Origin of the sequence: Streptosporangium nondiastaticum, assembly GCF_003011965.1 — a bacterium.
Classification (GTDB): domain Bacteria; phylum Actinomycetota; class Actinomycetes; order Streptomycetales; family Streptomycetaceae; genus Streptomyces; species Streptomyces nondiastaticus.
Genome location: NZ_PXWG01000002.1, coordinates 1 through 13,526 on the forward strand (window position 1 = coordinate 1; position 13,526 = coordinate 13,526).

A 13,526-nucleotide genomic window follows, 5' to 3' on the forward strand; every position below is an offset into this window, starting at 1 on the left:
TGGGCGGGGCCGGGCACGGGCTCGCCGGGCGTGGCCGCGACCGCGCCGCGGCTGACGCACCACAGGGGTGCGGCGACGCCGGCGTCGCCGAGCGCCTGGATCAGCGCGGTGGTGAGCGCCAGGCCCTCGGGGGCGTCGGCCCCTTCGGCGGGCGCGGCCGCCAGGGCGAGGAGGGAGAGGACGCCGGTGAACGCGTGTCCGCCCGCGGTCGTCTCCCGCAGCCGGGCGGCCAGTTCCCCGCGTCCGGGGCCGCCGGCCTCCAGGCGCGTCACGTCCGGGCCGAGGGCGGTCAGGACGCCGTCGACCCAGGGGTCGTCCGCGTGCACCGCCGGGATCACGGCGAGCCAGCTGCCCGCCCCGGCCCGGGAGGGCGCCGGGGTGAAGGGCTTCCAAGTGATCTGCTGCCGCCAGCCGTCGACGGTGTTCTCGTCGCCGCGCCGGCGGCGCCAGTCCGCGAGGGCCGGGAGCACCTTGGACAGCGCGTCGCCGTCCACGTTCAGGGTCGCTTCCAGCGCGGCGAAGTCCTCGTCCGCCACGGCCGACCAGAAGCGGTCGTCCTCGCCGTCGCCCGTACGGGGGCCGGCGGCGGCCGGTGTCTCCGGCCAGAACCGCTGGTGCCGGAAGGGGTAGGTGGGCAGGTCGGTGCGGCGGAGCGTGGTCGGGCCGGTGCCCAGCACGGCGGGCCAGCGCGGGCTCAGCCCGCCGACGTGCAGCCGGGCGAGCGCGGTGACGACGGCCTCTTCCTCGCCGCGGTCCTTGCGCAGGGCCGGTACGGTCACCGCTCGCGAGGAGAGGGCGTCGAGGGTGTCCTGGGCCATGGCGCACAGCGAGCCGTCGGGGCCGAGCTCCAGGAAGACGCTCACGCCGCGCTCGGCGAGGGTGCGCACGCCGTCGCCGAAGCGGACGGCCTCGCGGACGTGGCGCACCCAGTAGTCCGGGGAGCACACCTGCCGTTCGTCCGCGACCCGGCCGGTGAGGTTGGACACGAGCGGGATCGCCGGGGCGTCGTAGGCGATGCCCCGGGCGACCCGCCGGAAGTCCTCCAGAATGGCGTCCATGTGCAGGGAGTGAAACGCATGGCTGACCCGCAAACGCGTAGTCTTCCGCCCGTCGGCCGTGAACTTCTCCGCGAGGGCGAGGACGGCGGTCTCGTCTCCGGAGAGGACGACGGAGTCCGGGCCGTTGACCGCGGCGACCGACACGCCGTCGGTCAGGTGCGCCACCACCTCGTCCTCGGAGGCCCGTACGGCGACCATGGCGCCACCCGCGGGCAGGCCGTTCATCAGCCGCGCCCGTGCGGCCACGAGCCGGCAGGCGTCCTCCAGGGAGAAGACCCCGGCGACGTGGGCCGCCGCGATCTCGCCGACGGAGTGCCCGGCGACGAAGTCCGGGCGGACGCCCCACGATTCGAGGAGCCGGTAGAGCGCCACCTCGACGGCGAACAGCGCGGGCTGGGTGAAGCCGGTCCGGTTCAGGCGTTCTGCGTCGGTGAACATCACGTCCCGCAGCTCGTCGTCGAGGTGCGCCAGCACCGCGTCGAAGGCCTCGGCGAACACCGGGAAGCGCGCGTGCAGTTCCCGGCCCATGCCGGCCCGCTGCGCGCCCTGGCCGGAGAAGAGCACCGCGAGCTTTCCGCGGCGCGCTCCGGCGTCTCCCCGGACGACGTGCGGTGCGTCGGTGCCGTCGGCCAGCGCGGCCAGGCCCCGGAGCAGGTCGTCGCGGCCGTCGGCGAGGACCGCGGCCCGGTGCGGGAAGGCCGACCTGGTCGTCGCGGCGGACAGCGCGAGCTCGGCAACGGCGAGTCCGGGGTGCCGGGTCACGTAGGCGTGCAGCTGCCGGGCCTGGTCCCGCAGCGCGTCCGGCACGGCGGCCGAGACGGGTACGGGTAGCAGGCCGCGGGGCTCCTCCGCCGGCTCGGGGGCCTCCCCGGCCGGCTCGGGCTGCTCGATGATGACGTGGGAGTTGGTGCCGCTGGCGCCGAAGGCCGAGATGCCGGCCCGGCGCGGACGGCCGGTCTCCGGCCAGGCGGCCTCGTCGGCCAGCAGCTCGATCGCGCCGGCGGTCCAGTCGACGTGTGCCGACGGCTCGTCGAGGTGCAGGGACCGGGGCAGGACGCCGTGGCGCATCGCGAGGACCATCTTGATCACGCCGGCGACGCCCGCCGCGGCCTGGGTGTGGCCGATGTTGGACTTCAGCGACCCCAGCAGCAGCGGCCGCTCGCGGCCCTGCCCGTACGTGGCGAGCAGCGCCTGGGCCTCGATCGGGTCGCCCAGGGTGGTGCCGGTGCCGTGCGCCTCCACGGCGTCCACGTCGGCCGGTGCGAGCCCGGCGTCGGCCAGGGCCCGGCGGATGACGCGGCGCTGGGAGGGCCCGTTGGGTGCGGTGATGCCGTTGCTGGCGCCGTCCTGGTTGACGGCCGAGCCGCGCAGGACGGCGAGGACCTCGTGCCCGTTGCGGCGGGCGTCCGAGAGGCGTTCGAGAACGAGGACGCCCACGCCCTCGGACCAGCCGGTGCCGCCGGCCGACGCCGAGAAGGCCCGGCAGCGGCCGTCGGGCGCGAGGGCGCCCATCTCCCCGAACTCGATGAAGTTCACCGGGGTGGACATCACCGTCACGCCGCCGGCGAGCGCGATCGGGCACTCGCCGTTGCGCAGGGCCTGGGCGGCCAGGTGGAGGGCGACCAGCGACGACGAGCAGGCCGTGTCGACGCTGACGGACGGGCCTTCCAGACCGAGCGAGTACGACACCCGGCCGGAGAGCAGGCTGGCCGACTGGGCGGTCTGCGCGTGGCCGAGCTGGCCCGCCTCGGGCCGGTAGTCGCCCGAGCCGCCGCCGATGAACACGCCCGTCTCGCCGCCGCGCAGCCCGGCCGGGTCGATGCCGGCCCGCTCCAGGGCCTCCCAGGAGGCTTCCAGCAGGATGCGCTGCTGCGGGTCCATGACCATGGCCTCGCGCGGGGAGATCCCGAAGAAGCCGGGGTCGAAGTCCGCCGCGTCGTGGAGGAACCCGCCGCCCCGGGCGACGGTGCGGCCGCGGCCCTCCGGGCCGCCGTGCAGCAGGCCGTCCAGGTCCCAGCCCCGGTCGGTGGGGAAGCCGCCGATGGCGTCGGTGCCGGCCGCCACCAGATCCCACAGCTCCTCGGGCGAGCGGACGCCGCCCGGGTAGCGGCAGCTCATGCCGACGATCACGACGGGGTCGTCGGCCGTGGCGGCGCCGCGCGGGCGGGCGGCGACCGTCCCCGTGTGCTCCTCGTCGTCCTCGCCGAAGAGCCCGGCCATCAGGTGGGCGGCGAGCGCCTCGGCCGTCGGGTAGTCGAAGACGAGCGTGGCGGGCAGGGACAGGCCCGTCGCGGCGGCGAGCTGGTTGCGGAGGTCGACCGCGGTCAGCGAGTCGAAGCCGAGGTCTCTGAACGGCTGCCCGGTCGGGACGGCGTCGGCGTCGGCGAACCCGAGCACCGAGGCCGCCTCGGCGCGGACCACGGCCAGCAGCGCCTCGGTCCGCTCCTCGGCCCGGCGGGCCGCGAGGCCGGCCCGGAGCCCGGACGCGGCGGCCGCCGGGTCGGCGCCGGTGCCGCCGGATGCCGCCAGGGCCTCGCGGGCCTCGGGCAGGTCCGCGAAGAGGGCGCTGCGGCGGTTGCGGGTGAAGGCCGGTGCGAACCGGTCCCACTGCACGTCGGCGACCGTCACCGAAGCGGCGTCGTCACCGACGGAGCGGGCGAGGGCGGCCAGGGCGGGCCGGGAGTCCACCGCGGGCAGCCCGTTGGCCCGCAGGTGCGCGGTCAGGCTGCCGGCGGTGGTGTCCGCCCAGGCGCCCCACGCGACCGACACGGCGGGCAGCCCGCGTGCGCGGTACCGCAGGGCCAGGGCGTCCATCAGGGCTCCGGCCGCCGCTTCCGCTCCCCTGCCGCCCGCACCCCAGGTGCCGGCGATCGTTGCGAAGAGGACGAACGCGTCCAGGGGCCGGTCACCGGCCGCCGCCCCGGCGACCGCCGCCAGGTTCTCGACGCGCGTGTGCTGCGCGGCCAGGTCGTCGGTGGAGGACGTTCCGGGCCCGTCGGCGTACACCACCGCCGTCAGGGGCTCCGGGGCCGCGGCGAGCACGGTCAGCAGCGCGTCGCCGTCGGCCGGATCGCAGTCGGCGAGCGTCAACCGGGCGCCCGTGCCGTCGAGTCCGGCGCTCAGCTCCTCCCCCGCGTCCGGTGCGGACGGGCCGGCCGCCAGCACGACGTGCCGGGCACCCTGCTCGGCGAGCCAGCGGGCGACGTGGCCGCCGGAGCCGGACGCTTCGCCGACGACGAGGACCGTGCCGGACGGCTGCCAGGACTCCGTACGGGCGTCCGCCGTGGCGCGTACCAGCCGGCGTCCGAAGGCGCCCGAGGGCCGCAGCGCCACCTGGTCCTCGCCGTCCGTGCCGGTGAGCACGGTACGGAACCGGTCCGCCGAGCGCTCGTCGAGCACGTCCGTCACGTCGACGAGACCGCCCCAGCGCTCCGGGTGCTCCAGGGCCGCCACGCGGCCGAGCCCCCACACCGAGGCCTGGGCGGTGCTCACGTCGGCGTCCGCATCGCCCACGGACACCGCGCCGCGGGTGACGCACCACAGCGGGGCGTCGACGCCGGCGTCCGCCAGTGCCCGCAGTGTCTCGTCCGGCCGGGCCGGTCCCACAGGTACGGATACGAGTACGGGTTCGGCGTCGGACGCGGCGAGCAGCGAGACGACACCCGCGAAACCACTGTTCCCGGCGGCGAGTTCAGTGAGACGTGCGGCCAGTGCGGCCGGATCCGTCACGTCCGCTTCGACACGTACGGCGTCATCGCCGAGGGCCTCGATCACGGCGGCGGTCCACTCGTCGTCGGCGCTTCCTGCCGGGACGAGCGCCAGCCACGGCCCGGGGAGGGTGCGTGAAGTGGTCCCGGTGAGCGGCTTCCACGTCACCCGGTAGCGCAAGCCGTCGGCGGTCGAGCGCTCGACGCGCTTGCGGCGCCACGTGGACAGGGCGGGCACGAGGGCCGACAGCGAGGCGTCGTCCAAGTCGAGGCCGGCCGACAGCGACTCCAGGTCCCCGCGCTCCACCGCGGCCCAGAACTCGGCGTCCACGGGGTCCTGAGTGCTCTCCGGGGCGGTCTCCGGCCAGTACCACTCGCGCTGGAACGGGTACGTCGGCAGGTCGGTGCGGCGGGCGGCGGTCCGGGCGAAGAACCCGGACCAGTCCACCTCGATGCCTGTCACGTGGAGGCGTGCGAGGGCGGTCAGCAGGGACGTCTCCTCGGGGCGGTCCTTGCGCAGGGCGGGGACCGCGACCGGTGTGCCGTCCAGGACGTGCTGGGTCATGGCGGTGAGGACGCCGTCGGGGCCCAGCTCCAGGAAGACGGAGGCCCCTTCAGCGGCGAGAGCGCGGACGCCGTCGGCGAAGCGCACGGTCTCACGGACGTGCCGGACCCAGTACTCCGCCGAGCACAGCACCTGCTCAGAGGCCAGCTCGCCGGTCACGTTCGAAACCACCGCAATAACCGGCCTGTTGAACGACACTCCCTCGGCAACCCGGCGGAACTCGTCCAGCATCGGCTCCATCAACGGCGAGTGGAACGCGTGACTCACCGGCAGCCGCTGCGTCTTGTGCCCCTCGGCGGCGAACTCCCCCGCGATCCGCAGGACCTCGGTCTCCTCGCCGGAGAGGACGACAGTCTCGGGGCCGTTGACCGCCGCGACGGACACACCGTCCACCAGCCGCGCGGCCACCTCATCCTCCGCCGCCTGGACCGCAACCATCGCACCACCCGCAGGAAGCGCGTTCATCAGCCGCGCCCGCGCCGCCACCAGGCGGCACGCGTCCTCCAGCGAGAACACCCCCGCCACATGTGCCGCCGCGATCTCACCGATCGAGTGACCGGCGACGAAGTCCGGACGGATCCCCCACGACTCCACGAGCCGGAAGAGAGCCACTTCGACGGCGAACAGCGCCGGCTGCGTGTACCCGGTCTCGTCCAGGCCCTCCACGGCGCCGGACAGCACGTCGTGCAGCGGTCGTTCCAGCTCGGCGCCGAAGTGGGCCGCCACCGCGTCGAGCGCTTCGGCGAACACGGGGAAGCGCGCGTACAGTTCCCGGCCCATGCCCACGCGCTGCGAGCCCTGGCCCGAGAAGAGCACCGCGAGTTTCCCGGTGGTGTCCTGGGCGGTGCCGCGCGCGAGTTCCGTGATCCGCTCGCCGTCGGCCAGCAGCACCGCGCGGTGGGCGAACGCGGCCCTGCCGGTGGCCAGGGAGTACCCCACGTCGGCCGGCGGCCGGCCGGTCAGTGCCGAGAGCTGCTCCAGTTGTGCGGCCAGCGCGGCCTCGGACCTGGCCGACACCGGCCAGGGCACCGGGCCCGGCGTGTCAGCGGGCTCGTCCGTGACCGGTTCCGCCTCCTCCGGCGCCTGCTCGACGATGACGTGGGCATTCGTGCCGCTGACGCCGAAGGCGGAGACGCCGGCCCGCCGGGCGTGGCCGGTCCGCGGCCACTCCTGCCGTTCGGTGACGAGCGAGAGGGCCCCGTCCGTCCAGTCCACGTGCCCGGTGGGGTTGTCGATGTGCAGGCTCTGCGGGAGCACGCCGTGCCGCATGGCCAGGACCGTCTTGATGATGCCGGCGACGCCGGCGGCGGCCTGGGTGTGTCCCAGGTTGGACTTGACCGTGCCGAGCAGCAGCGGGAGTTCGCGGTCCCGGCCGTAGGCGGCGATGAGGGCCTGGGCCTCGATGGGGTCGCCGAGGCGGGTGCCGGTGCCGTGCGCCTCGACGACGTCGACGTCGGCGGGGGCGAGGCCGGCGTCGGCGAGGGCCCGCCGGATGACGCGCTGCTGGGCTCGCCCGCTGGGGGCCGTCAGACCGTTGGAGGCGCCGTCCTGGTTGACGGCGGTGCCCCGTACGACGCCCAGGACGTCGTGCCCGTTGCGGCGCGCGTCGGAGAGCCGTTCCAGGACGAGGACGCCCACCCCTTCGGACCAGCTCGTGCCGTCGGCCGCGTCGGCGAAGGCCTTGCAGCGTCCGTCGGGGGCGAGCCCGCCCTGGACCGTGAACTCGGTGAAGGAGTCCGGGCTGGACATCACCGAGACGCCGCCGGCCAGGGCCAGCGTGCACTCGCCGCTGCGCAGGGACTGCGCGGCCATGTGCAGGGCGACGAGCGACGACGAACAGGCCGTGTCGACGGTGACCGCCGGGCCCTCGAAGCCGAAGGCGTACGAGAGGCGGCCGGACATGACGCTGGCGGTGTTGCCGGTGGCGACGTGGCCGCGGACGTCGGCGGTGCCCCGGCGCAGGAGGTTGACGTAGTCCTGGCCGTTGGTGCCGACGAAGACGCCGGTGCGGCTGCCGCGCAGGGTGGTCGCGTCGATCCCGGCGCGCTCGAAGACCTCCCAGGTGGTCTCCAGCAGCATCCGCTGCTGCGGGTCCATGGCGAGGGCCTCGCGGGGCGAGATGCCGAAGAAGGCGGCGTCGAAGAGGCCGACGCCGTCGAGGAATCCGCCTTCGAGGGTCGCCGAGGCGCCCCGGGCGAGCTCGGCGAGGTCCCAGCCGCGGTCGGCGGGGAATCCGGAGATGGCGTCCTCACCGTGGACGAGCAGCTGCCAGAGGTCCTCGGGGGACCGTACGCCGCCGGGGAAGCGGCAGTTCATGCCGACGATGACGACGGGGTCGTCTTCCGCGGCCCGTTCGGCCGGTGCCGGGGCGGCGGGACCGCTGCCGGGCAGCGTGTCGAGGAGTTCGCTGAGCAGGAAACCGGCGAGGGCGAGCGGGGTCGGGTGGTCGTAGACGAGCGTCGCGGGCAGTTTGAGCCCGGTGGCGGCCGTCAGGGCGTTGCGCAGTTCGACGATGGTCAGCGAGTCGAAGCCGAGGTCGCTGAACGGCTGGTCGGCGGCGATGGCGCCGGTGCCGGAGTGCCCGAGGACCGCTGCGACCTGCCCGCGCAGGAGGTCCAGGACGAAGCGGGGGCGTGCGGACGGGGACAGCCCGGTGAGCTGCCGGCGCAGTGCCGGTTCGCGCGGCGCGGTGTCAGGCGCTCCGGCGGCCGGTGCGGCGCCGGTGCGGCGCAGTTCGGGGAGGTCGCCGACGAAGGGGCTCGGGCGGAGGGCCGTGAACGCGTCGGCGTAGCGGCCCCAGTCGACGTCGGCGAGGGTCAGCACTGTGGCGTCGTGCTCGATGGCATGACGCATCGCGGTGAGTGCCTGTGCGGGTGCCATGGGGGTGAAGCCGCCGCGGCGGACCCGGCTCTCGGTGCCGGCTCCGTCGGCGGCCATGCCGCCCTCGGCCCAGGGGCCCCAGGCGAGGGAGGTCGCGGGCAGGCCGGCCGCGCGGCGGTGTTCGGCGAAGGCGTCGAGGAAGGCGTTGGCGGCGGCGTAGTTGCCCTGGCCGGGCGCGCCGAGGGTGCCGGCGACGGAGGAGAAGAGGACGAAGGCGGTCAGGTCGTGGCCGCGGGTCGCCTCGTGCAGGGCGAGCGTGGCGGTGACCTTGGCGCGCAGGACGCCGGCGAACTTCTCGGGGGTGAGGGCGTCCACGACGCCGTCGTCGACGGTGCCCGCGGTGTGGAAGACGGCGGTGAGGGGGTGCTCTTCGGGGATCGTGGCGAGGACGGCGGCGAGCGCGTCGCGGTCGGCGGTGTCGCAGGCGGCCAGAGTGACGCGGGCGCCCGCGGCTTCGAGGAATGCCCGCAGTTCTCCGGCTCCCGGGGCGTCGGCGCCGCGGCGGCTGACGAGCAGCAGGTGCCGGGCGCCGCGCTCGGCGAGCCAGCGGGCGACGCGGCCGCCGAGGGCGCCGGTGCCGCCGGTGACGAGCACGGTGCCGGCGGGCCGGAACTCGCCGGGTGCCGGGGTGTCTCCGACCGGGTCGTGGGCCAGGCGGCGGGCGTACGTGGCGGTGGCGCGTACGGCGGCCTGGTCCTCGCCGGTGCCGCCCGTGAGGACGGCGGTCAGGCGGTGCAGGGTGGTGCCGGCGAGTTCGCCGGGAAGGTCGACGAGGCCGCCCCAGCGCTCGGGGTGTTCCAGGGCGACCACCCGGCCGAGGCCCCAGACGGCTGCCTGGGCGGGGTGGGCGAGCTGCTCGGAGCGGACGGCCGCCACGGCGCTGCGGGTGACGCACCACAGGGGCGCGTCGATGCCGGCGTCGCCAAGGGCCTGGACGGCGGTCGTCGTGAGCAGCAGGCCGGCGGGGACCCCGTTCTCGTCGTACGTGTCGTCCGTCGCGAGCAGGGACAGCACGCCGGTGAAATCCCGGCTGTCCCCGGCCAGTTGGCGCAGATGGTCGGCCAGGTCCTCGCGCCGCGTGGTGGCGACGTCGAGGCGGACGGCTTCGGTGCCGAGGGCGCCGGTGACCGTGTCGAGCCACTCCGGGTCGGCGGCGCCGGTCGGTGCGAGCACGAGCCAGGTTCCGGCCATGGGCGCCGGGCCGGAGACGGCCGCGCCGGTCAGGGGTTTCCAGGTGACCCGGTAGCGCCAGCCGTCGACGGTGGCGTGCTCGCGGCGCTTGCGGCGCCAGGAGGCCAGGGCGGGGACGACGGTGGTGAGGGTGGCGTCGTCCAGGTCCAGGGAGGTGCCCAGGGACGCGAGGTCCGCGCGCTCGATCGCCGACCAGAACGCGGCGTCCGCCTCGTCGGCGGGACCGGCCGGGGCAGGGGTCCCGGCGGGCGTCTCGGGCCAGTAGCGCTCGCGCTGGAACGGGTAGGTGGGCAGGTCGACGCGGCGGGCACCGGTGCCCGCGAACACGGCGCTCCAGTCGACCCGTGCGCCGCGCACGTGCAGCCGGGCGAGGGCGGTGGTGAGGGCCTGCTCCTCGGGGCGGTCACGGCGCAGTGCCGGGACGGCGGCGGCGCCGCTCTCCTCGCCGGCGGTCGCGCGGACCGCCCCGGAGAGGACGCCGTCCGGGCCGAGCTCGAAGAAAGTGGTCACGCCGTCCTCGGTGAGCCGGCGCACGGCGTCGGCGAAGCGGACGGTGCCGCGCACCTGGCCGGTCCAGTAGTCCGGCGAGCGGAGTTCGCCGGCGGTGACGGGCGCGCCGGTGACGGTCGACACGAACGGCACCGAGGGTGTCCCGTAGGTGACGCCGGCGGCGACGCGGGCGAAGTCCTCCAGCATCGCGTCCATGTGCGGCGAGTGGAAGGCGTGGCTGACGCGCAGGCGCTTGGTGCGGCGGCCGAGTTCCTCACAGCCGGCGGCGATCGCGAAGACCGCGTCCTCGTCGCCCGAGACGACCAGGGAGGCCGGGGTGTTGACGGCGGCGACGGAGGCGCGCCCCTCGTACGCGGCGAGCAGGGGCAGCACCTCTTCTTCGGCGGCCTCGACGGAGACCATGGCGCCGCCGGCGGGCAGGGCGGCCATCAGCCGGGCGCGTGCCGCGACGAGGGTGCAGGCGTCCTCCAGGGCGAGGACTCCGGCCGCGTGCGCGGCGGCGAACTCGCCGATGGAGTGCCCGGCGACGTGGTCGGGGCGCAGGCCCCAGGACTCGGCGAGGCGGAACAGCGCCACTTCGAGGGCGAAGAGGGCCGGCTGGGTGTAGCCGGTGTCGTCGAGCAGCGCCGCTTCGGGGGTGCCCTGCTCGGCGAAGAGGATGTCCCGCAGCGGGCGGTCGAGTTCGAGGTCGAAGCGGGCGAGTACGGCGTCCAGGGCTTCGGCGTAGACGGGGTGGCGGTCGTAGAGCTCGCGGCCCATGCCGGGGCGCTGGCTGCCCTGGCCGGTGAAGAGGAAGGCCAGGCGGCCGCGGCTGCGGTCGCCGGTGAGCAGGCCGGCGTCGGGGGCGCCGTCGCGCAGGGCGGTCAGGGCGCGGGCGAGGGTCGCGTGGTCGTCGGTGACGACGGCGGCGCGGTGCTCCAGGGCAGACCGGGTGGTGGCGAGGGAGTAGGCGAGGTCGGTGAGGGGCGTTCCGGGGTGGTCGGAGAGGTGGGTGAGGAGACGGCCGGCCTGGGCGCGCAGGCCCGCTTCGGTGCGTGCGGACAGCGTCAGGGGAAGGGCGCCGGCCGGGTCCGTCGTCTCCTCCTGCGGCCGCTCGTCCTCCGGCTGCTGGTCCGGTGCCTGTTCGAGGACGGCGTGGACGTTGGTGCCGCTGAGGCCGAAGGAGGAGACGCCGGCGCGGCGCGGGTGCCCGGTGCCGGGCCAGTCCTGCGCCTCGGTGAGCAGCCGGATGGCGCCGGAGCTCCAGTCGACGTGCGAGGAGGGCCGGTCGATGTGCAGGCTGCGGGGCACGGTCCCGTGGCGCAGGGCCATGACCATCTTGATGACGCCGGCGACGCCGGACGCCATCTGGGTGTGGCCGATGTTGGACTTCACGGAGCCGAGCAGCAGCGGGTGCGCCGGGTCGCGGTCCTGGCCGTACGTGGCGAGCAGGGCCTGGGCCTCGATGGGGTCGCCGAGGGCGGTGCCGGTGCCGTGCCCGTCGACGACGTCGACCTCGGCGGCGGGCACTCCGGCGTTGGCGAGGGCCTGGCGGATGACGCGCTGCTGGGACGGGCCGTTGGGGGCGGTCAGACCGTTGGAGGCGCCGTCCTGGTTGACGGCGGAGCCGCGGATCACGGCGAGGACCTCGTGCCCGTTGCGGAGGGCGTCGGAGAGCCGTTCGACGAGGACGAGGCCGACGCCCTCGGCCAGGCTCATGCCGTCGGCCTGGTCGGAGTACGCCTTGCAGCGTCCGTCTGCGGCCATCGCCCGCTGCCGGCTGAAGCCGACGAACGGGAACGGCGTGGCCATGATGCTGACGCCGCCGGCGAGGGCGAGGGAGCTCTCGCCGTTGCGCAGCGACTGGCAGGCCAGGTGCAGGGCGACGAGGGACGAGGAGCAGGCGGTGTCGAGGGTGACGGCCGGGCCCTCGAAGCCGTACGTGTAGGACAGCCGGCCGGACAGGACGCTGGAGATGGTGCCGGTGATGGCGTGTCCCTCGGCGCCCTCGGGGCTCGCGGCGCGGGCGGCGTAGTCCTGGTAGCTGGCGCCGATGAAGGTGCCGGTGCCGCTGCCGCGCAGGCCGGCGGGGTCGATGCCGGCGCGCTCCAGCGCCTCCCAGGAGGTCTCCAGCAGCAGGCGCTGCTGGGGGTCCATGGCGAGGGCCTCGCGGGGCGAGATGCCGAAGAAGGCGGCGTCGAAGTCGGCGGCGTCGTGGAGGAAGCCGCCGCGGGTGGAGTAGGTGCGGCCCGGGCGGTCGGGGTCGGGGTCGTAGAGGCCCTCGGTGTCCCAGCCGCGGTCGGTGGGGAACTCGCCGGTGGCGTCGGTGCCTTCGGTGACGATCCGCCACAGGTCCTCCGGGGAGGCGACGCCGCCCGGGTAGCGGCAGCTCATGCCGATGACGGCGATGGGCTCGCCGTCGGCGTGGGCGCCGGGGGCCGCGGGAGCCTGGGCGACGGCGGCGGGCCCGGTGCGGGTGCCCGCGATCCGGTCGCGCAGGAAGGCGATGAGCGCGAGCGGGCTGGGGTAGTCGAAGACCATCGTGCTCGGCAGGGCGAGCCCGGTGACGGCGGCGATCCGGTTGCGCAGGTCGACGGCGGTCAGCGAGTCGAAGCCGACGTCGCGGAAGGCCCGCTGCTCGGAGAGGGTGTCGGGCGAGGCGTGGCCGAGGGCGGTGGCGGCCTCGGTGCGCACCAGGTCCAGCAGGAGGCGGTCCTGTTCGGCGGTGGGGAGTCCGAGGAGGCGGGCGGCGAACTCGCCGCCGGAGGCCGGGGCGTGGTCGCCGTCCTCGGTGAGCTGCCGGACTTCGGGGAGGTCCTCGAAGAGGGGGGCGGGCCGCGCCGAGGTGAAGACGGGGTGGTAGCGCTCCCAGTCCACGTCGGCGACGGCCAGGACCGTCTCGTCGTCGTCGAGTGCCTGCCGCAGTCCGGTGAGGGCCAGCCTGGGGTCCATGAAGACGAGTCCGCTGCGGCGGACCCGGCCGGGGTCGACGCGGCCGAGCTTCAGGTCGTCGGCCCAGATGCCCCAGGAGACGGCCGTGGCGCGGGCGCCGCGGGCGCGGCGGTGCTCGGCGAGAGCGTTGAGGTAGGCGTTGCCGGCGACGTAGGCGGCGTGCGCCCCGCTGCCCCACATGCCCGCCGTGGAGGAGTACAGGACGAAGGCGTCGAGCTCGTCGTCGTCGAGGAGTTCGTCGAGGTGGCGGGCGCCGGTGACCTTGGCGTCCACGACCTTCGCGAAGGCGTCGAGGGTCGTCTCGGCGAGCGGTGCGAGCTCGATGGTGACGGCGGTGTGCACGACCGTGCGGACGGTGTGTCCGCCGGCCTTGAGCGCGTCGAGCATTCCGGCGACCGCGTCGCGGTCGGTCAGGTCGCAGGCGACGGCGGTGGCTTCGCAGCCGAGGTCGGCCAGTTCCTGGAGGAGGTCGGCCGCGCCGGGTGCGGCCGGGCCGCGGCGGCTGGTGAGCACGATGTGCCCGGCGCCCTGCGCGGCGAGCCAGCGGGCGAGGTGGGGTGCGAGGGTGCCGGTGCCTCCGGTGACGAGGGTGGTGCCGCGGGGCGTCCAGGGGGTGGCCGGGGCGGGGTCCGCGGGGGTGGCGCGGACGACGCGGCGGGCGAGGACCCCCGAGGCGCGGACGGC

Annotated in this window: 1 protein-coding gene (running past one end of the window); it reads right to left on the bottom strand. The window is 75.6% G+C overall.

What is annotated here, in order from left to right:
- On the bottom strand, positions 1-13,526 hold part of the coding region annotated (locus B7P34_RS39240; RefSeq protein ID WP_106674096.1) for a type I polyketide synthase (this coding region is incomplete at its 3' end). Its footprint extends 13,488 nt past the window's final position; 13,526 of 27,014 annotated nt are visible.